Consider the following 21102-nt stretch of genomic DNA (forward strand, 5'->3'; position numbering starts at 1 on the left):
ACTCTCCATAAAGTGTTTGACTTGCTCAATTGAAACTGGCGAGAACCGAAGTTCTCTATTTGTAAAGGTCGGCTAAGACCTTTGTTTTACTCACTCGTTGTTCAGTTTTCAAAGATCAAACATTTCATTTTTCGTTATCTGTGTTTCTCGCTGACAACTTTTATATCATATCATGTTTCCAACCACTTGGCAAGCACTTTTTTTGAAAAAGTTTTTTAAGTTGTTTTTGCAACTCGCTTAAACGCCGTGGTGCCAGTTGTTGACTGGATTTATAGAATACCACATATTTTTCATTAGTGCAACACTTTCTATAAACTATTTTTATATTGTTGAAAGTATTAATTAATAGATGGTGCATTTATATACTGCCATACTATATGTATAACAAGGTTATAGAATAAAAAGAAGGATAAAGCCAGAGTCTATTATCGGCCTTATCCTTCTTTATTCGGTATCCGTTAGAAGTATCTATCTTCCTATGATCGCTTAGTGATTACTCTGCTGAACGATTACGCATATGTGGGAATAGTAGTACATCACGAATAGACGCTGCATCTGTTAGAAGCATAACTAGACGGTCTATACCGATACCAAGTCCACCTGTAGGCGGCATACCGTATTCTAATGCACGAATAAAGTCATCATCCATCTCGTGAGCTTCATCGTTTCCTTTTTCTTTCTCTACCATTTGCGCTTCAAAACGTTGGCGTTGATCTATCGGATCATTAAGCTCTGTAAATGCATTAGCATGTTCACGAGCAACAACGAATAATTCGAAACGATCTGTAAAACGCGGATCTTCTACATTGCGTTTAGCAAGTGGAGAGATTTCAACCGGATGTCCTGTAATAAAGGTTGGTTGAATTAGCGTCTCTTCTACAAACTGCTCGAAAAATTCATTTAAAATATGACCGAATGTCATATGTGGTTCTACTTTTACATGGTGTTCTTTAGCCAGTGCATGAGCTTCTTCATTGGTCATCTGTACGCCAAAGTCTACACCTTTGACTTCTTTAACAGCATCTACCATAGAAAGGCGACGCCATTGTGGAGTTAGATCAATATCTTGTCCTTGATATTGAATATGTGTTGTACCTAGTACTTCTTGAGCGATATGAGCAATCATATTTTCGGTTAAGCTCATAATATCTTTGTAATCTGCGTATGCTTCATACAATTCGATCATCGTAAACTCAGGGTTATGACGGGTTGATGTTCCTTCATTACGGTATACGCGTCCGATTTCGTATACTTTCTCAAGACCACCAACAATCAAACGTTTCAAATGAAGCTCGATCGCAATACGCATATATAGTTCCATATCTAGCGCATTATGATGAGTGATAAACGGTTTGGCTGCGGCTCCACCTGCGATAGAATGTAGTGTAGGTGTTTCTACTTCTAGATAACCTAGAGAATCCAAATAACGACGCATCGATTGAATAATACGGGAACGCGTGATAAATGATTGTTGTACTTCCGGGTTCACAATCAAATCAACATAACGTTGACGGTAACGCAATTCAACGTCTTTGAGACCATGATATTTTTCTGGCAATGGATAAAGTGATTTGGACAATACTTCTAGATCGCTTACTTTAATAGAAGTTTCGCCTGTTTTGGTTTTGAATACTTTACCTGTTACCCCAACGATATCTCCAAGATCAAGAATAGAGAATGCTTGGTACTTCACTTCTGGTGTACTGTCTTGACGAACATAGATTTGAATACGTCCGCTCAAATCTTGAATATGTGCAAAGCTTGCTTTACCCATACCACGTTTAGCCATAATACGTCCTGCTAAACTTACTGTGATACTTTTTTCTTCTAGCTCTTCTTTGGTTAAGCTATCGTATTGACTGATTACATCTGCTGCTGTAGAAGTACGTACATACTTTTGTCCGAACGGATCAATACCTAGACCGCGTAATTCATCTAGCTTGTCTCTACGTATTTGTAATAGCTCACTTATTTCGTTTTCATTATCCATCTCTTCTGGATTAGGGTTTACATTTTCTTCAGACATTGCTGAACTTCAACTCCTTCAAAGTAGTACCTGTTGGCTATATTTCATATCTATTGATAATCTCACATACATGCTATGAAATATACACTATGACTATAGTGTACCTGATTTGACTGTATTCATAAATCTATAAAACGATTTTAATTGATAATATCTGCGCAACATTTGTGAAATGTCCATATATTAGGTGTTCATTTCAAGAAAAAAGCTTCCCAAAGGAAGCTTTTTCATAGGATATAACATAAATACGATCTGCTTATCTCAACATACATAAGACAATCTTATTTTTTGATTTCAAGAATTTTGTACTGAATTACACCGCCAGCAGGAACGCTAACATCAACGGTTGTTCCTTTTTGCTTACCAAGAATAGCTTTACCTACAGGACTTTCATTTGAAATCTTATTCTGTGAAGGATTCGATTCAGCACTACCTACAATGGTATATTCCATCGTATCGCCAAATTCCATATCTTCTACGATTACAGTAGCGCCAATACTTACGATATCGGTAACAATCTCATCGCTATTGATAATACGAGCGTTGCGTAGCAACTTTTCAAGTGTAATGATGCGTCCTTCGATAAATGCTTGTTCATTCTTAGCATCTTCATATTCGGAGTTCTCACTAATATCACCGTACCCGATAGCAACTTTAATTCGCTCTGCTACTTCACGTCGTTTTACAGATTTAAGCATTTCTAGCTCGTCTTCCAGCTTCTTCAGACCGTCCTGTGTTAAAATGACTTCTTTGTCGCTCATCTCAACCGATTCTCCTGTCATGTGAATAATTTTCGCTCATCGCGCTTCGGGGTTTCTTGTCGAAATGATGATTGGATTAGGGATTCCCCAAAGAGGCTTAATTACTGTATCTAAACCTTTAGTTCAGGCAAATTTATACTGAAAAAGTATATGGGAATGATTACGAAATGTCAATAAAAAGGCAGGAACAGTATCTAACACTGTATCCTGCCTTTATAATTGCTACTTATTGTGTTGATTTAGATACTGCACACTTGCTCTACTTCTTCTAATTCGTTTCCTGGGGAACTTAGTTCACCTTGAGGTAATCCTTCTAAGAAATTGTGCAAAATCTGTACCATTTCATCACGTTTAACTTCTTCCATGATCGAGTCTTTGATTTTGGCTGATCCTTTGATCCCTTTCAAATACCAGGAAAGGTGTTTACGCATTTCTCTTACTGCTACATGCTCACCTTTGAGATTAATCAAACGATCCATATGCAAAATCGCTATTCTGATTTTTTCTTCTGCTGTAGGCTCGGATAGCAATTGCCCTGTTTTTAAAAATTCAATCGTACGATATAACATCCACGGATTGCCCAATGCTCCGCGTCCGATCATTACTCCATCGCAACCAGTTGTATCTAGCATACGCTTCGCATCTTCAGGAGTTACGACATCACCATTCCCGATAACAGGAATAGAAACAGCTTCTTTGGCTTGTTTGATATAAGACCAATCGGCTTGTCCTGTATATAGTTGCTGACGGGTACGACCATGAACGCTCACAGCTTTACCACCTGCATCTGCTACCGCTTTGACATTATCGACAACAAAAATATGATCGCTATCCCAACCGATACGCATTTTCACTGTAACTGGTTTGCTTACGTTGGCAACTACAGCGGCTACCATTTCATTAATCTTATTCGGATCAAGTAACCATTTCGCTCCTGCATCGCTTTTGTTAATTTTAGGGGCAGGGCAACCCATATTGATATCAATAATATCTGCATTGGTATCTTGATCGACCACTTTGGCTGCTGCCACTAGAGATTCACGATCTCCACCAAAAATTTGCAAACTTAACGGTTTCTCGCGCTCATCAACAAATAACATTTCGTGTGTGCGCTTGTTACCATTCAGAATAGCTTTATCACTTACCATTTCAGCACAGACAAGACCTGTACCAAATTCTTTGGCTATCAAACGAAAAGCAGGATTACATACTCCAGCCATAGGTGCGAGTACGACCTGATTTTTCATTTCTATATCACCGATTTTTAGCATTCGGGTTCACTCCTTGTATCTCTATCCATAATGTAGCATCCCAACAAGCGACTGATTCCCTTTATCAAGCAACAGATTCTGTGATCTGCGGTTTATTTTAATTTTGAACTATAAGGGCATAGTAAAAGCTTTAACATAATGAATCCCTTGTTGTTCAGCTTCAATATCAGTTAACGATTGCTGAATCGATTGAAATAACTCGGGATGATGATCAGACGATACTAATTCTGCTAGTGGAACCAGTACAAAAGCTCTTTCATACATTCGTGGATGAGGTAATTCTAAACGTTCGGTATGCAGTTGTTGATTGTCCATCCATAACAAATCCAGATCTACTGTACGTGGTCCCCAGCGAATATCTCGTACCCGACCTAACCGATTTTCGACATCCAACATACTCATTAATAAAGATTCCGACTCTAATGTAGTACGTAACATCAATACCATATTGAGAAAACAAGGTTGATCGATATATCCGACAGGATCAGTCTCGTACAGACCTGAACAACGAACAATCTCTATATCGGAATGATCATTCAGCATCTGTATAGCTTCGGTTAATGTCTGCTCACGATCGCCCAAGTTAGCGCCTAAAGCAATATAAGCCTCTGAATATTCAGAGGGAACAGATGACTTCATGACAGATTCTCACTTTCGTGTACGCCGCAATTCCACAGTAACACCTTGAAAATGAATATCAAATGGTGGATGAGGCTTGGTTACTCTTACCGTTAGTGCATGTACATCAGTATAAGCGTCCAATAAAGAGGATGCAATACATTCTGCGAGAGCTTCAATCAATTTAAACGATTGCTGTTCTACCACTTGTTTTAATTTTTCGTGAATTTCAGCGTAGTTGATTGTAGTGCTGAGATCATCGGTCTGACCGGCTGTTGCTAGATCCATTTCTAATTCTAAATCGACATAGAAACGTTGACCTAATCGACGCTCTTCTTCAAAAACACCATGATACCCGTAATATTCCATACGCGTCAGAATCATTTTATCCATTACACATACTCCTTCTATATATCAAATTGTTCGTTTTCGTGATTACGAGTAGACTGCACCATCGCATCACACATCGTTGCCATACGCTTATTCTGCTTAATATCATGCACACGAATAATTTGACAGCCTTGAGCAATTCCAAAAGCAGTAGTAGCTGTAGTTCCTTCCACTACATCATGAGCAGGTAAATCTAGAACAGTCCGAATAAACTTTTTGCGAGAGGTTCCTAACAATAACGGATACCCTAGTGAGGATAGTTGATTAAGCTCCATCATTAGCTGTAAATTATGATCTGCTGTTTTGGCAAATCCTATTCCTGGATCTAAAATGATATGTTCTGCTTGTACACCTGCTTGTAGCGCTTGATCGATACAATATTGAAGGTCATGACGTACATCTGCAATAAAGTTCGTATAATCCATATTGTCTCGGTTGTGCATCAAAATAATCGGGCACTGCGCAGAAGCGGCAACTTGTAACATCAAAGGGTCAGCTTGTCCGCCCCATACATCATTGATGATATGAGCACCTGCTTGTAATGCTTGTCTGGCTACTTCTGCTTTGTACGTATCAATCGATAACGGAATATGTGGAGCTTCCCGGTGCAACGCTTCAATAATCGGAAGTACACGTTCTAATTCTTGTTCGGCAGATACCGGCTCATGCCCCGGACGAGTAGATTCTCCGCCAATATCAATTAGATCAGCTCCATCTTGCATCATTTGCAAAGCATGTTCAACTGCACGATCTATTGCTGTATATTGTCCACCATCGGAAAAAGAATCCGGTGTAACATTCAAAATGCCCATCAGTAATGTTGAATCTCCAAGTGTTACGGTAGCAGAACCCATATGATATGTTCGTGTATAGCGAATAGGCTGTTTCACTGCTGATAAGCCTCCTTCTGGTACGCATAAGCTAATTGAAAAGTAATAGAGTTAGAAAGAAGTTCAGGAAGCTTGTATGTTGCTGCATGTTCTAACAGTTGATTTACAGGTACTATTTCTTGAATCGAATTGGTTAAAAAGACTTCATCCGCTTCTAGTAACTGCTCCCATGTATAATGACCTTCATGTACTGTGATTCCAGCAGACTCTGCTAATTGAATTACAAAAGCGCGTGTAATCCCTGGCAATATCCCTGTATCTATAGCAGGGGTGTGCAATTGTTGATTTTTTACAAAAAACACATTACTTACGATGCCTTCTGCTAGATATTGTTCCTTGGTTAGCATCAATCCTTCTACAGCGGTAACAGGGTTATCTTGATATTGGATTAATTCACGCTTGCCCAAAATACTATTCATATAATGGAGCGACTTGAGACGAATATCACCTTCCGGTGTATTGCGTAATGTGTGTAAGCGACGTAATGACTTGCTATGACTGTACAGATGGTCAGTAAGCGAAATAGAATCAGGACGTGCTGAAGGTAATGATTTGGCATAGATCACGATAGTAGGCTGTTCATATTCTCCTGAAGGTAGACCTAATATATCGATTCCTGCTGAAACGGTATAACGAATATAAGCATCTGATAATTGATTGGCGATCATTAATTGCTGAATCTGCGCAGATACCTCATTGATCGACTGATCCCAGATGATTCCTAATGATTGGCAACTTGCCGATAATCGTGCTAGATGTTGTTGTAATAAAAAAGGCTGTCCATTATAGGTACGAAACGTCTCAAACAATCCCATCCCATACAAAAAGCCATGATCCATGACAGAGACCACGGCTTGATCTGTAGCAATAATTTGACCATTTAACGATACATAGTTCATACAGTTGGTGCTTTATCTACTTTACGACTCAAAAAGCTACGCAACATTTCATGTCCATGATCGGTCACAATTGATTCTGGATGGAATTGCACACCTTCGACTGCATACTCTTTATGACGCAGACCCATAATTTCGCCTTCAGCCGTCTCAGCCGTAATTTCTAAACAATCGGGTAAACTTTCACGTTCTACGATTAATGAATGATAACGAGTCGCTGTAAACGGAGACGGTAGATTTTCAAAAACAGATGTTTTGTCATGCAAAATAGGTGACGTCTTACCATGCATTAATCGTTCGGCACGAATCACATTGCCGCCAAAAGCTTGACCGATCGCTTGATGACCGAGACAGACACCAAAGATCGGAATTTCGCCTTTGAAATTTTCGATAACGTCTATCGTAATACCAGCTTCTGTTGGTGTACATGGACCTGGAGATAATAAAATGTGATCTGGCGCCATTGCACGAATACCTGCCATATCGATCTCATCGTTGCGACGAACCACAACCTCTTCACCCAATTCGCCTAAATATTGTACAAGGTTATACGTAAATGAATCGTAGTTATCGATTACGAGTATCATAATATTCTCCCCTTCTCTGCTTGCACTTGATCATATTGTTCACTTAACATCACTGCTCTAGCGATCGCTCTAGACTTGTTAAAACATTCGCGATATTCACGATAAGGTACCGAGTCGATCACTACACCAGCTCCGGCTTGCATATAAGCTATATTGTCTTTAACAGTTAATGTTCTAATAATAATATTTAATTCCATATTACCATTATAGTCAATCCAGCCCATCGAACCTGTATATGCACCCCGACGTGTCTGTTCTAACTCTTCGATAATTTCCATCGTACGTACTTTTGGTGCACCGGTTATTGTTCCACCGGGAAATACAGCGGCTATTACATCATACACATCTTTGGAATCGGCTAACTCTCCTTCGACTCCCGATACTAAATGCATCACATGCGAATAGCGCTCAATCGTCATCAATTCCGGTACGCGCACTGTACCATATTTGGCGATTCGCCCTAGATCATTACGCTGAAGATCAACCAGCATAATATGTTCAGCACGTTCTTTTTCATTGGATAACAGATCGTCTTCCATCGCCTGATCTTCTATGTCTGTTGTTCCTCTGCGTCTTGTACCTGCTATCGGTCGTGCAGACACTTTGCCATCTACTACACGCACTAACAGTTCAGGCGAAGCCGATACTAAATGAAAATCAGGTGTACGCAACAATCCCATATATGGAGAAGGATTAGTCAAACGTAACCATTCATACACAGATTCCGGCGCTGAAGTTAACGGTCGCTGACTGCGTAAAGATAAGTTGACTTGAAATACATCACCCTGACGGATATACTCCTGAATCGTTTGCACTGCTTTTTCAAATTGAACTTGATCAAATCCAGTCTCAAATCCATAACCATCTGTACGTGAATCGCTTAATGCTACAGGATGTTCAGCTAAAAATTGCTTACGTGCCAATGTAGAAGATAACTGTGACTGCTGGATCATATGTTTCCACTTTTCAGCCATTTGCATTGCACATGTAGCCGCATAATCATAATCCTGTTGATGATCTGTATGTTCATTGATCAATGTATGCACACAACAGTACAATTGCTTTTCGATATGATCGATTACCCATACTTGATTGAACTTCATCCATAGATAATCAGGCATTCCAAGATCATTACTCAACCGATCTGGTAATTTTTCTAAAGAACGAGCTACATCATAGCTTAGAAAACCAACACATCCGCCTGTAAAAGGGGGCACTTCTTCTAATCTAGGTGCACGATCGGTAGACATCCATGTTCGCAGTATATCTAAAGGCTTGCCTGTATACGATGCATCAGCTACATATTCAGGTTGTACATGTTGCCACGATAATATAGGAGTGATGCTTGTTGCATTGCGAATATGTGCTTGCCCGTCTTGACCGCTCAGGATCGAGATCGGAGAAAGTCCAAGATAACTGTATCTGCCGTTTTTTCCATTTTCCAATATAAACGAATATGGCATCTGTTCTTGCCATAATTGTTCCCAGCTATCCGGCAATAGTTGATCTTGCAAAGGAATCTGCACAATATAAGGCAACTGTGTATATCCTGCTGCTTGCCAGTCTATCCATTGTTGAAATGATGTATATACTTTGGTCAATCGATCTTCCTCCAACTTCATGATCTATTCGTTGTCGTTAGTATACTAAAGCGTAGATCGAATGAGAAGATGCGAGAAATAAAAAAGCTTCTACTCCTCAGCCATATAGACAAGGGTAGAAGCTTATTATAGATATTGATCAGAATATAAAATAATTATCAATAGATGACTTAATTCCAATACGGAAACATCAGTACATCTAGCAACACTATTTTATATTATTCTGGTATCAGGATTAAGATTCAAAGTTATACAATGGTGTACTAAGGTAACGTTCACCATTACTTGCGATGATAACAACTACACGCTTGCCTGTACCTAATTCTTTTGCTACTTGTAGAGCGGCTTTGATCGCTGCACCTGAAGAAATACCTGTAAGAATTCCTTCTTCTTTGGCTACACGACGAGCCCATTCAAAAGCTTCTTCATTTTCAACGTGAATAATCTCGTCATAAATGTTTTGGTTCAAAATTTCAGGAATAAAGTTAGCGCCAATCCCTTGAATTTTGTGAGGACCTGGTTGTCCACCTGCCAAAATAGGAGAAGCTGCAGGTTCTACAGCATAAATTTTGATCTCTGGGAAAGACTGTTTTAGCACTTCACCCGCACCAGAAATTGTACCACCTGTACCGATTCCTGCTACAAACGCGTCTAACGTTCCACCGATTGAACCGATCGCTTCAACAATTTCAGGCCCTGTTGTTTCGCGGTGAATTTTAACGTTTGCTTTATTTTTAAATTGCTCTGCAATAAAGTAATCTGGATTTTCACTCAAAATCGTTTCTGCTTTTTTGACAGCTCCATTCATACCTTCTGATCCTGGAGTAAGAACTAATTCTGCTCCATATGCACGAAGCAAATTACGACGTTCAATACTCATCGTTTCAGGCATTACAATTACACATTTATATCCTTTAGCAGCAGCGACCATAGCCAGACCAATACCTGTGTTACCACTGGTTGCTTCAACAATCGTACCACCAGGTTTAAGTAAACCTTGTTTTTCCGCTTCTTCTACGATGCTGATTGCAATTCGATCTTTGACACTGGAACCCGGATTCTGATATTCAAGCTTCAGATAAATATCTGCGCTTCCTTCAGGAACGATACTATTCAACTTAACTAGCGGTGTTCCTCCGATAAGTTCTGTAATGTTATTGACGACTTTTGCCATGCCTATAGCCCTCCTTCAAATGATTGAACGTAGCTGCGAATATAAATTATATTCTATATGTCTAATCTACGCTATTCCGAGTAAAATAGTAGGTTTTAATATACTTTTATATTATCAATGTGTCACAGTGTTGTCAATCTAGCATTTAGCAAAAACAATAGGAAATTGAGCAGATAGAGTAAATATTTTTACTCTGCTACAGATAAAATATACGCATTGTATTTTTCTCGTAATTGCTGCTCAATTTCTGTTAACGGTTTGGCTTGCCCGAGTGCGATTTTACGTCTTGCTGTTTCCCGGCTTAACGTCTGTTCGGACGAGGGAGCAGGACGAATATCGGTGACTTGTACAATCGCATAATGACCTGTACTCAGCGCAATCGGCCCAACGATATCACCTGCTTGCATATCTTGAATCGCTTTTAATACTTCAGGTGGTTGAAAAGGATCATCTTGATCAATCCATCCAAGTGCTCCACCTTGTGGTGCTGAAAATGTATCTACAGACATGGACTGTGCAACTGCTGAAAAAACCTCACCTTGATCGATACGTTCTATTGCTTGTTGCGCAGACGATTCATTGTCCAATTCAATCCATGACAAATCAAATTGATGCTTGGTCATCGATTGCTTATATTGTTCTAGATACGCATCTACTTCTGCATCGGTGATTTTGATATCTGCTGTGGCAATCTTTTCGAGTTCAATCTGATATTCCGATTCTTGTCTCAGGTCATCAGCGCTCAATCCAAATTGAGTATTCATTTCCTGATAAAAGTCTGCTGGTGAAGAATATCCGCTAATCCGCTCTGCTAGATCATCTTGAATTTCTTCTTCGCTAACCGCAATATGGCGTACTTGTACTTCAAGCTTAACGGCTTGATGATTGAGCATTTGTGTCAAAATTTCTTTGCCGTATCTTCGTTTTAATTCATCGACCCATTCTTGTTCACTAATTGACTCATTACCTACCATCGCTACTGTAGAAGAGCTAGAATGTTGAACTGCCCGGATCACCCAAAAGGCACCGAGCAGCATAATAATTACAGATAATAAGACCAAGACGGCTGTCCATACAGGTGATCTGCCTCTAGTCATATATTTCGTATTCCTTAACTTTTAGCTTCAGCAAGAATAGATTCCAGATCTTGACGATTGAATAAATGCTTTTCACCACAGAAATGACATACTACTTCTGCTTGTCCATCTTCTTCAATCAATTGTGTTAACTCATATTCGCCTAGACTCATCAATGTCTGCTCTACACGTTCACGGGAACAAGAACAATAGAATCGTACATCCGATGTTTCCATCACTTCTGCATCAGGCACAACACGGCGTAACAGTTCTTCTAACTCTAATCCTTCTGCTAAAAGAGTAGTTACCGGCGGCAAAGCGCCTATCGATTGTTCGATTTGATCAATCTCGGCATCGGTAAGACCTGGCAACAATTGAATAATAAATCCGCCTGCTACAATAACAGAATTGTCTGTATCGACCAGTACGCCTATTCCTACAGCAGAAGGAGTCTGTTCAGACTTCGCAAAATAGTAGGTGAAATCTTCACCCAATTCTCCTGAGATAATCGGTACACTTCCGCGGTAAGGATCTTTAAGCCCCAAATCTTTGATTACATACACAAATCCTTCTGTACCTACTGCACCAGCTACATCCAATTTACCCATTGCATTACTTGGTAAATGTACATGCGGATTATCGACATATCCACGAACTTCGCCTTTAGCATTAGCATCTGCTACGATCTGACCAAGAGGCCCGTCACCTTTGACTTGCAACGTTAATTTTTCTTCACCTTTAAGCATCGCACCCATCATTGCTGCTGTTGTTAAGGTACGACCCATCGCTGCTGTTGCTGTAGGCCATGTATCATGACGTTGACGTGCTTCTTCCACTAAATGAGTAGAACGAATAGCAAATGCACGTACTTTGCCACCTAATGCTATACCACGAACCAAAAGATCCGGTTTTGTATGATTTTGATTTTCCATTTGTAATAGCTCCCCTCGTTGCTCTTGCTGTATATTCCAATGAGCATGTTCTTCTATTTTTATTTAGACGCTTTAGGCGTACCAAAAGTTTTGTCTATATTGGTTGTAACTATATTACGTTCATAAATCAAACGCAATCCTTCAAGAGTAAGCATCGGATTCACTTCATCTACCGTTTCGGTTTCACTGGAAATAAGTTCTGCCAAACCACCAGTCGCAATGACTTTACCAATAACGCCCATTTCAGCATGAATTCGTTTGACGATACCATCCACTTGACCTGCGTATCCATATATAATACCAGATTGCATCGCATGAACGGTATTGCGTCCAATCACTTTTTTAGGTTTTTCGAGTTCAATATTGGGTAATTTAGAAGCTCGTTGATATAAAGCTTCTGTTGAAATACCAATTCCAGGTACAATCGCTCCACCTAAATAATCGCCTTTGCTATCTATACAATCAAATGTTGTCGCTGTGCCAAAATCAACTACAATCACCGGGCCACCGTATTTGGCAACAGCTGCAACTGCATTCACTATCCGATCTGCTCCTACTTCACGCGGGTTCTCATAACGCAAGTTCAGACCGGTGCGTATGCCCGGTCCGACAATCATAGGAGTATGATATAAATATTTTCTACACATTTCTTCTAACGTATGCATAATTGGTGGCACAACAGAAGAAATAATAATACCTTGAATATGATCTATTTCAATTTTAGACATTTGAAAAAGATTATGCACCATCACACCGTACTCATCTGGTGTTGCTTGTCGATTCGTACTGATGCGGAAATGATGAAGCAATTGTTCTCCTTTATACACGCCTAGCACAATATTCGTATTCCCTATATCGATCACAACTATCAAAGTGCGTCACTCCCCTTTCTTCGCACCCAAATCCAGACTAATATCCAGATTTTCAAAAGAATACGTCAATCTCCCTACCGATATAATATCAACACCTGTGGCGGCCAAATTATAAATAGTTTCCAAAGATACATTGCCTGATGCTTCGATTTTAACATGTGGTGCTTGCTGACGAATCATACGCACTGCTTCTTGCATACGTTCAATCGGCATATTATCAAGCATAATGATATCTGCGCCCACAGTCAAAGCTTCTTGTACTTGCTCTATACTTTCAGTCTCCACTTCAATCGTCATCGTGTGCGGAATCTGCTGGCGTGCAGAAGTCACAGCTTCTGTAATCCCGCCTGCTGCTTTGATATGATTGTCTTTAATCATAACTGCATCATATAATCCAAAACGATGATTATGACCTCCACCAACACGTACCGCATATTTTTCAAGCATACGATGTCCTGGTGTGGTTTTGCGTGTATCGACTAATCGTACCGGTAATGCTTGAATCGCATCTACATATTCACGCGTACGAGTAGCAATCCCCGACATTCGCTGCAACAAATTGAGTGCTAGTCGCTCGCCTGTGAGTAGATGATGAGTATTGCCTTCTACTTCTGCAATGATATCACCTTTGTGTAGCTTTTGTCCTTCTTGAGCGATAGGTTGAAAAGTTAAATCAGGATGCACCGTATGAAATACTAATTCTGCAACCGTTAGTCCAGCAAGTATACCGTCTTGCTTAGCATGAATAACCGCGCGACTAATATGTCCTTGCGGAACGGTAGTAGCTGTTGTGATATCGCCAGCGCCTACATCTTCTTGAAGCCACAACTTGATCCATTGTATAAGATTTTCCTGATAACCATTAAACATCATCACTACTCTCCTTTGTTAGCTCCTGATCAATTTGTTGTACAATATGTTGTTGCCAGTGATTATCATTACGTTCTGGAAAATCTTCTCGATAATGTCCGCCACGACTTTCTTCTCGGTAAAGAGCAGAACGCATAACAAGTAGTGCACAGGTGAGCATATTAGCGAGTTCTATCGCTTCGCGGGTATGCAAAGGGTATTCGAAAATAACTGCTAATGCTTCTAGCTTATTCAATCCGTCTTGAAGAGAAGATGCTGTGCGACGAAGCCCTGCATGTTGTCCCATAATCTGTTGTAATTCTAATCGCAAGCTGATCCACTGCTCACTAGACTTTGTGAATTCAGGTACATTCTTGTTATAAAAAAAATTAGATGTTGGTAAAAAGGAATCTGTGTGTACAGTATCGAGCGGATTCAGTTGAAGAATTTGCTGTACGACTCTTTTTCCAAAAACAATTGCTTCTGATAACGAATTACTAGCTAACCGATTCGCTCCATGAATACCCGTAGAAGATACTTCACCACAAGCAAATAATCGCTGTATACTGGTTGCTCCTTGAAGATCTGTTTTGATCCCACCCATCATATAATGAGCGGCTGGTGCTACCGGTATCCAATCTTGAGCAAGTTGTAAACCATAACTCATACAGGTCTCATAAATCGTTGGAAAACGGCGCTTTAGTACTTCTTCTGTCTCATGGGTAATATCCAGATATACAAAAGCACTATCTTCATTTTCCATTTCACTGATAATCGCTCTAGCTACAATATCGCGTGGTGCTAATTCGAGTAACGGATGATAATTTGCCATAAAAGCTTCGCCTTTGCGATTCCGTAAAATAGCGCCTTCTCCGCGTAACGCTTCTGAAATTAGAAATCGTGGTGCACCTGGATAACACAATGCTGTCGGATGAAATTGAATAAATTCCATATCTCGTACCTGTGCGCCTGCACGATATGCCATCGCTACTCCATCGCCTGTAGCAACATCAGGATTCGTCGTATATTGATATAACTGCCCACTACCTCCTGAACAAATCACTGTTGCTTCTGCTTGGACATAGACTAGGCGATCATCCGGTTGCTTGACGATGACACCTGTACATTCATTATGTTCTGTTATTAAATCTATAGCGAAATGCTCATCCCATACTTCAATACGGGGATGTTCAGCTACATGTTGAGATAGTGCTCTAACAATCTCATACCCTGTAGAATCACCATTGGCATGTAAAATACGACGGTGACTATGCGCTCCTTCTCTGGTTAACTCTAACTGCCCATCAATCGTATCGAATAAAGTCCCGAGCCGAATCAATTCTTGTACCCCTGCGGGCCCTTCTTGTACAAGCACATCTACCGCAGATGAAGAACAAAGTCCTGCGCCTGCCAGTAATGTATCTTGACGATGATAAAGAGGAGAATCATCTGCTGCAATCACAGCCGCTATCCCGCCCTGAGCATAACGGGTATTACTTTCTAACAACGATTTCTTGGTAATCATAAGAACGTGCTTATATTCACTTGCCAAAATAGCAGCAAACAGCCCTGCAATTCCTGAACCGATAATAATAACATCTACTTGTTTGTGAATATATTCACTCAATTGATAATCGATTAGGCGATTTGGAATCATTTTGGGTTCCTCTCAATCATTCAAGATGAAGATACTTGTAGCATCCGTTCTAAAGAAACACGAGCTTGATCAGCAACAACAGGCGGTACATAAATTTGCGGTTTCATTTGCTCAAGACAATTGACTAATTTTTTTAAATTATTTACTTTCATATTCGGACATACTAAATATTTACTCGCAAAACGAAATGTTTTATCCGGGCTGTCTTTGCGAAGCTGATATCCTGTACCATCTTCTGTCCCTACAATAAACTCCTGACAAGGTGATTCTTTGCAATATTTGATAATCGCTGTAGTACTACCTACAAAATCTCCTAATGCGACTACGTCTGGACGACATTCAGGATGAACTACAAATTCAGACTGAGGATATTTCGCTTTCATCTCCATCACGTCTTTGACGGTCAACATATCATGAGTATTGCAGTAGCCTTCCCAGATAATCATTTTTTTATCCGTATGTTGTTGTACATAATGTCCCAAATTTTTATCAGGTACCCAGATAATTTCATCAGAGTCTACGGATTGGATCACTTTAACTGCATTAGCCGAAGTACAGCAAATATCAGTTTCGGCTTTAATTTCAGCAGACGAATTGATATAAGTGACTACTTTTGCGTTGGGATGCTTTTCCTTTAATCGACGTAATCCATCTACATTGACCATATCTGCCATCGGACAACCTGCACGCTCATCAGGAATAATCACTGTTTTGTTAGGTGCTAGAATCTTAGCACTTTCGCCCATAAAATGAACCCCACAAAAGACAATCGTATCGGCTTCAGTCTGAGCCGCTTTTTGCGCTAACAAAAAAGAGTCACCACGGAAATCAGCTACTTCTTGAATCTCATCTCGTTGATAATAATGAGCCAAAATAATTGCATTGCGTTCTTTTTTTAATTGTAAAAGACGTTCTTTAAGCTCTGCATCCCGTTCTGCTTTCTTTTCCATTGCTAACGCTTCCATCGTAATCACTCCTTTTCATTGTTTGAGATTCATTTCACAATGTTAGACAGACAAGTAGGTTCTAGATGAATAGAAAATTACTATCTATAAAGTTTGTGAAAAATATCTCGTACTATCGTGTAACTTGTGTCTAATTTGTGATCAATGTTCAACCAATAATGTACACAATCGCATAGCTATTTGTCAATCAGTGAATTAGCACATTGATCTAATCGCACAAAAAAGCCCGAAGATGATTATCATCTTCGGGCTTTCATATTTGTTGCATCTTCATTATTGATTAAGAAGTAGGTGTGCTTCCACCTGTTCCATTTGGTCCACGATCTTCACCAGGGCCATTGGTCGGGCTGTTTGGAATATCTCCGTCTTTACCTAATCCAGGTGTAGATGGAGTGTTATCTTTCTCCAAACTCAAAGAACCACCAATTGTATCTACAGTAGGTTCGCCACCTTCTGGTGTTTCCCCTGAACCGCTTGTGTTACCATCGCCATTTGTATCACTTAAAGATCCAGTTTCAATCAATTCTTTGATTTGCTCTAGATCCAATGTTTCTACTTCAAGCAATGTTTGAGCAATCAAATGCATTTCTCTTGAATGTTTTTGCAATAATTCGCGGCAACGTTCGTAAGATTCCGTAATAAAACGGTGCATTTCTTGATCAATTTCATAAGCGATTTTATCACTATAGTTTTGCTCGTGTCCGATATCACGACCCAAGAATACTTGACCTTGAGCAGTACCGAATTGCATCGGTCCAAGCTTCTCACTCATACCGTATTCAACGATCATGCTACGTACGATACCAGTTGCTTGTTGGAAATCACTGTATGCTCCAGTACCAATCTCGCCGATAAATAATTCTTCAGCAACACGACCACCTAGCAAACCAGTTACTTTGTCCAACAATTCCTGTTTCGTTACAAGCATACGGTCTTCTTTGGGAAGCATAATAACATACCCGCCAGCACGTCCACGCGGTACGATAGTAACTTTGTGTACCATATCCGCATGCTCCAAGAAGTAACCTACAATCGTATGACCCGCTTCATGATAAGCAACGATGCGTTTTTCACGATCACTAATAACACGACTACGTTTTTCTGTACCTACGATGATACGGTCAATTGCTTCATCAACCTCAGTCATCGAAATATCACGACGATTACGACGTGCAGCAAGCAATGCTGCTTCGTTCATCAAGTTCTCCAGATCTGCACCTGTAAAACCTGTTGTACGTTTCGCAATTGTATCCAATCTTACGTTAGACGTAAGTGGTTTGTTACGTGAGTGAACTTTCAATACAGCTTCGCGACCTTTCACGTCTGGACGATCAACCGTAATTTGACGGTCAAAACGACCTGGACGTAACAATGCAGGGTCCAAAATATCTGGACGGTTCGTTGCAGCTACGATAATAATACCTTCGTTTGCTCCAAAACCATCCATTTCAACAAGGAGTTGGTTCAACGTTTGTTCACGTTCGTCATGACCGCCACCAAGACCTGCGCCCCGTTGACGACCGACTGCATCAATCTCATCGATGAAAATAATACATGGTGCATTTTTCTTCGCATTCTCAAACAAATCACGTACACGCGACGCACCGACACCGACAAACATTTCCACGAAATCAGAACCGGAAATGCTGAAGAACGGAACGCCTGCTTCTCCTGCTACTGCACGAGCAAGCAATGTTTTACCTGTACCCGGAGGACCTACAAGAAGTACCCCTTTAGGAATACGAGCTCCCACTGCGTTAAACTTACGTGGATCTTTAAGGAAATCAACAACTTCGACGAGTTCTTGTTTCTCTTCGTCAGCCCCTGCTACATCCTCAAATGTAATTTTTTTCTTCTCTTCGTTATACAAGCGAGCACGACTTTTACCAAAGTTCATGACTTTGCCGCCGCCACCCTGAGCTTGATTGAAAAGGAAGAAGAATAGAATAAACATGATCACAAGCGGTATCATCGAAGTGATAAATGACAACCAAATGCTGTCGCCTTCCATCGGCTTGATGGTTACTTGTGTACCCCCATTGTCACTAGCTGTTTCGATCTCGTTGATCGCCGCATCAGTGGCAGGGATGTAAGAAGAAAACGCATTAGATTTAGCATCTGCTGGTTTATTTTTGTATTCACCTGTAACCAAATAGGCATAGTTATCAAACTGAACCGTAACAGAGGAGACATTACCAGCAGCAAGTGCTGCTTTAAGCTGATCATATCTTGGATTATCGGTAGCTTCACTTCCGTCACTAACGTAACGAACAATGCCCACCACGACTAAAAAAAGAATTAAATAGAAACCCGAATTCCGGATGAACCGATTCATCCCCTACCTCCTCTCGAGACACTTAAATTATTTTACCATAGCAAGACTTACGTTCTCAATAGAGCTCGAAGTCAAATAACAGATATTAGGGTATCGGACAATATATCGACACTTGGATATAACTGTTATCAGAGCATAGGTAATTAGTTTGAATAAATTGCCGGCTTTAAAATCCCAATGTAGGGTAGATTCCGGTATTTCTCAGCATAATCCAGACCGTATCCAACAATAAAAGCATCCGGTATAACAAAACCAGTATAATCTGCTTCTAAGTTGACCGTTCTGCCTGCTGGCTTATCGAAAAGAGTAACTACACGTACGCTACTAGCACTACGACCGCGCAATACCTCCATAAGGTAACTAAGCGTGAGTCCACTGTCAATAATGTCTTCTACAATCAGTACGTCTCTACCTTCTACAGAAACGTCTAGATCTTTAATGATTTTGACAACGCCGGATGATTTGGTAGATGCTCCATAACTGGATACCGCCATAAAATCAATCTCAAGCGGTACATCGATCCGTTTAACCAGATCCGCCATAAATACAAAAGCACCTTTTAATACACAAATCACAAGCGGGTTGCGACCCTTGTAATCTTCACTTAGCTTATTGCCAAGTTCTAAAATCTTCTGCTGAATCTCTTCTTCACTGATGAGTACTTCTTCAATGTCATTGCGCAACTTGGTTGAACCTCCTACATTATACTTATCAAGCCGAATCGACGATAATCAAACATTTTCTTCAGTTTTTATTTGCCTCATATGTACTACACAAGAAGTACCCGGGTGTATCAAGGCTGATCCCGAACGTCGAATTCCTGGAATCCATAGCACCTGACCGTGCACATCAGCTACTAAAGGCAAAGTATTACGCTGAGATAATGGTATTTTCTCATCGATAAAAAGATTTTTAACTTTCTTCGTACCACCTTTTTCGTTTAGTTTGAAAACATCGCCTGGACGACGAGAACGCAAACAAAGCGGAAAAGTCAGTAAGTCCGCATCAAAAAATGCTTCTTCCAAAGAAAGTTCCATCTGATCTGAATCATTCCTACTCCATGGTAATAATCGGATATCTAATTGCTTTTGTGAAAAAGGAACAGATATCACTTCATTAGTACGCAAAATCGGAATACAATATGGTTCATAAAGCTTTGGTGTACCTTGCGTAAATTGGATATTCTGATATTCCCGGCGACAAATGACTTTGTCTCCGATATCCAAACTCCAAGTGGTAAGGTCACTTTTCATAATCTGCCCCCGAACCATCTCAATTTTGGAAAAATCAAATTGTTCGTAAGATGGTGACAGATAACTCAATATTAGTTTAATCAACCTCCGTTGTAAAGCGACATGCACTTCGACGAAAGAAGCAACTTCAAATGAAAACGATCCTTCTTCTTCTTTAACCAATTCCGCGTATAACGTCCCTGTTTCCTCTTGAATATAATCATTTTCAGTTCCAACAATTTCAGCAAGCCTTGCCAGAGACGGCACAAGCTGCTCATTAAATTGCTCTAAAAATGGTAAAACATCCAATCGAATACGGTTACGTGTATACTTGCGGTGAAGATTACTGCTATCTGTAATATACCCAAAATGGCATTCTTCACAGGCACGAATCAAGGTCGTCTTGTATATACGTAAGAACGGACGTATAAGTTCCACATTTTTTTCAGTTCTTCGCATTTTTATTCCGCTTAATCCTTCAGCACCTGCTCCGCGCAATATACGCATCAATACGGTCTCTGCTTGATCATCTAAATGATGAGCCAGTGCGATAGAATGTGCTGACCATTTGGTAGCGATTCGGTGCAAAAAATCATACCTTAATGTACGGGCTGCTTCTTGTGGGCCTTGACCGGTCTGCTCTATATACGCAGGGGTATTAACTTCTTCTAACTCAAAAGCAATCCCTAGATCAGAAGCGATCTGCCGAACAACCTTCGCTTCTTGAGCAGACTCTTCAGGTCGAAATCCATGATTCAAGTGAGCACAAATCAGTGTCCATTGATATTCATCGGATAAAGCATGCAAAACATGAAGTAGCACTACAGAATCAGCGCCACCTGAAACAGCGACAACGATCGTATCCCCGCTAGACCAAAGTTGCTGGTCATGTACAAGTGTTCTGACATGCTCTAGCAATGATTGCCATGTCTGTCCACTCATCATCACTCTCTCCGTTTCTTGGTCGTTT

General features: G+C 40.3%; 19 protein-coding genes. All 19 read right to left on the bottom strand.

Features of this window, described 5'->3' with window-relative positions:
- Positions 1-493 precede the first annotated feature (493 nt).
- Positions 494-2026 carry a lysine--tRNA ligase gene (gene lysS, locus ACFSGI_RS01720; RefSeq protein WP_204827327.1) on the bottom strand — a complete coding sequence of 511 codons (1533 nt, stop codon included), beginning with the start codon at positions 2024-2026 and terminating at the stop codon, positions 494-496.
- A gap of 281 nt (positions 2027-2307) precedes the next feature.
- The gene (greA, locus tag ACFSGI_RS01725) at positions 2308-2787 is read right to left on the bottom strand and encodes a transcription elongation factor GreA (RefSeq protein ID WP_204827326.1); all 480 of its coding nucleotides are present in this window, start codon (positions 2785-2787) and stop codon (positions 2308-2310) included.
- Positions 2788-3026: 239 nt separating this feature from the next.
- Positions 3027-4058 (bottom strand): tRNA dihydrouridine synthase DusB, encoded by a 1032-nt coding sequence (dusB, locus tag ACFSGI_RS01730; RefSeq protein WP_204827325.1) that lies wholly within the window; start codon positions 4056-4058, stop codon positions 3027-3029.
- A gap of 108 nt (positions 4059-4166) precedes the next feature.
- Complete coding sequence (folK, locus tag ACFSGI_RS01735; protein WP_204827324.1) at positions 4167-4697, bottom strand: 2-amino-4-hydroxy-6-hydroxymethyldihydropteridine diphosphokinase; 531 nt, start codon at positions 4695-4697, stop codon at positions 4167-4169.
- A 9-nt stretch (positions 4698-4706) separates the two neighbouring features.
- Positions 4707-5069, bottom strand: coding sequence for a dihydroneopterin aldolase (folB, locus tag ACFSGI_RS01740; RefSeq protein WP_204827323.1), 363 nt, complete (start codon positions 5067-5069; stop codon positions 4707-4709).
- Between the two features lie 14 nt (positions 5070-5083).
- Entirely contained in the window at positions 5084-5956 is an 873-nt protein-coding gene (folP, locus tag ACFSGI_RS01745; RefSeq protein ID WP_379282272.1) for a dihydropteroate synthase, read from the bottom strand.
- A complete protein-coding gene (gene pabC / locus ACFSGI_RS01750; RefSeq protein ID WP_204827322.1) occupies positions 5953-6855 on the bottom strand; it encodes an aminodeoxychorismate lyase in 903 nt (300 codons plus the stop codon). The genes folP and pabC overlap by 4 nt, the downstream gene beginning before the upstream one ends.
- Positions 6852-7439: an aminodeoxychorismate/anthranilate synthase component II gene (gene pabA / locus ACFSGI_RS01755; RefSeq protein WP_204827321.1), complete on the bottom strand. Its 588-nt coding sequence runs from the start codon at positions 7437-7439 to the stop codon at positions 6852-6854. Before pabA ends, pabC begins: the two co-directional genes overlap by 4 nt.
- Positions 7436-9061 (bottom strand): anthranilate synthase component I family protein, encoded by a 1626-nt coding sequence (locus ACFSGI_RS01760; RefSeq protein ID WP_204827320.1) that lies wholly within the window; start codon positions 9059-9061, stop codon positions 7436-7438. Before ACFSGI_RS01760 ends, pabA begins: the two co-directional genes overlap by 4 nt.
- Positions 9062-9275: 214 nt before the next feature.
- Positions 9276-10214 carry a cysteine synthase A gene (gene cysK, locus ACFSGI_RS01765; RefSeq protein WP_204827319.1) on the bottom strand — a complete coding sequence of 313 codons (939 nt, stop codon included), beginning with the start codon at positions 10212-10214 and terminating at the stop codon, positions 9276-9278.
- 188 nt (positions 10215-10402) lie between these two features.
- Positions 10403-11311 (bottom strand): peptidyl-prolyl cis-trans isomerase, encoded by a 909-nt coding sequence (locus ACFSGI_RS01770; RefSeq protein WP_204827318.1) that lies wholly within the window; start codon positions 11309-11311, stop codon positions 10403-10405.
- Between the two features lie 14 nt (positions 11312-11325).
- Entirely contained in the window at positions 11326-12222 is an 897-nt protein-coding gene (hslO, locus tag ACFSGI_RS01775; protein WP_204827317.1) for an Hsp33 family molecular chaperone HslO, read from the bottom strand.
- A gap of 59 nt (positions 12223-12281) precedes the next feature.
- Positions 12282-13094, bottom strand: coding sequence for a type III pantothenate kinase (locus ACFSGI_RS01780; RefSeq protein WP_204827316.1), 813 nt, complete (start codon positions 13092-13094; stop codon positions 12282-12284).
- A gap of 6 nt (positions 13095-13100) precedes the next feature.
- Positions 13101-13967, bottom strand: coding sequence for a carboxylating nicotinate-nucleotide diphosphorylase (gene nadC / locus ACFSGI_RS01785; protein WP_204827315.1), 867 nt, complete (start codon positions 13965-13967; stop codon positions 13101-13103).
- A complete protein-coding gene (gene nadB, locus ACFSGI_RS01790; protein WP_204827314.1) occupies positions 13957-15600 on the bottom strand; it encodes an L-aspartate oxidase in 1644 nt (547 codons plus the stop codon). The genes nadC and nadB overlap by 11 nt, the downstream gene beginning before the upstream one ends.
- 20 nt (positions 15601-15620) lie before the next feature.
- Positions 15621-16565: a quinolinate synthase NadA gene (gene nadA / locus ACFSGI_RS01795; protein ID WP_204827313.1), complete on the bottom strand. Its 945-nt coding sequence runs from the start codon at positions 16563-16565 to the stop codon at positions 15621-15623.
- A 280-nt stretch (positions 16566-16845) separates the two neighbouring features.
- Positions 16846-18900 (bottom strand): ATP-dependent zinc metalloprotease FtsH, encoded by a 2055-nt coding sequence (gene ftsH, locus ACFSGI_RS01800; RefSeq protein ID WP_204827312.1) that lies wholly within the window; start codon positions 18898-18900, stop codon positions 16846-16848.
- A 143-nt stretch (positions 18901-19043) separates the two neighbouring features.
- Positions 19044-19583: a hypoxanthine phosphoribosyltransferase gene (hpt, locus tag ACFSGI_RS01805; protein WP_204827311.1), complete on the bottom strand. Its 540-nt coding sequence runs from the start codon at positions 19581-19583 to the stop codon at positions 19044-19046.
- Between the two features lie 48 nt (positions 19584-19631).
- On the bottom strand, positions 19632-21074 hold the full coding sequence (gene tilS / locus ACFSGI_RS01810) for a tRNA lysidine(34) synthetase TilS (RefSeq protein ID WP_204827310.1): 1443 nt from the start codon (positions 21072-21074) through the stop codon (positions 19632-19634).
- Positions 21075-21102 lie beyond the last annotated feature (28 nt).

Source organism: Paenibacillus nicotianae (assembly GCF_042681745.1).
GTDB lineage: Bacteria > Bacillota > Bacilli > Paenibacillales > Paenibacillaceae > Saccharibacillus > Saccharibacillus nicotianae.

Bases quoted from the DNA above. Each gene is read 5' to 3' on its own strand.
- lysS (WP_204827327.1), bottom strand. From the start codon at position 2,026: ATGTCTGAAGAAAATGTAAACCCTAATCCAGAAGAGATGGATAATGAA.
- greA (WP_204827326.1), bottom strand. From the start codon at position 2,787: ATGAGCGACAAAGAAGTCATTTTAACACAGGACGGTCTGAAGAAGCTG.
- dusB (WP_204827325.1), bottom strand. From the start codon at position 4,058: ATGCTAAAAATCGGTGATATAGAAATGAAAAATCAGGTCGTACTCGCA.
- folK (WP_204827324.1), bottom strand. From the start codon at position 4,697: ATGAAGTCATCTGTTCCCTCTGAATATTCAGAGGCTTATATTGCTTTA.
- folB (WP_204827323.1), bottom strand. From the start codon at position 5,069: ATGGATAAAATGATTCTGACGCGTATGGAATATTACGGGTATCATGGT.
- pabC (WP_204827322.1), bottom strand. From the start codon at position 6,855: ATGAACTATGTATCGTTAAATGGTCAAATTATTGCTACAGATCAAGCC.
- pabA (WP_204827321.1), bottom strand. From the start codon at position 7,439: ATGATACTCGTAATCGATAACTACGATTCATTTACGTATAACCTTGTA.
- ACFSGI_RS01760 (WP_204827320.1), bottom strand. From the start codon at position 9,061: ATGAAGTTGGAGGAAGATCGATTGACCAAAGTATATACATCATTTCAA.
- cysK (WP_204827319.1), bottom strand. From the start codon at position 10,214: ATGGCAAAAGTCGTCAATAACATTACAGAACTTATCGGAGGAACACCG.
- ACFSGI_RS01770 (WP_204827318.1), bottom strand. From the start codon at position 11,311: ATGACTAGAGGCAGATCACCTGTATGGACAGCCGTCTTGGTCTTATTA.
- hslO (WP_204827317.1), bottom strand. From the start codon at position 12,222: ATGGAAAATCAAAATCATACAAAACCGGATCTTTTGGTTCGTGGTATA.
- nadC (WP_204827315.1), bottom strand. From the start codon at position 13,967: ATGATGTTTAATGGTTATCAGGAAAATCTTATACAATGGATCAAGTTG.
- nadB (WP_204827314.1), bottom strand. From the start codon at position 15,600: ATGATTCCAAATCGCCTAATCGATTATCAATTGAGTGAATATATTCAC.
- nadA (WP_204827313.1), bottom strand. From the start codon at position 16,565: ATGGAAGCGTTAGCAATGGAAAAGAAAGCAGAACGGGATGCAGAGCTT.
- ftsH (WP_204827312.1), bottom strand. From the start codon at position 18,900: ATGAATCGGTTCATCCGGAATTCGGGTTTCTATTTAATTCTTTTTTTA.
- tilS (WP_204827310.1), bottom strand. From the start codon at position 21,074: ATGAGTGGACAGACATGGCAATCATTGCTAGAGCATGTCAGAACACTT.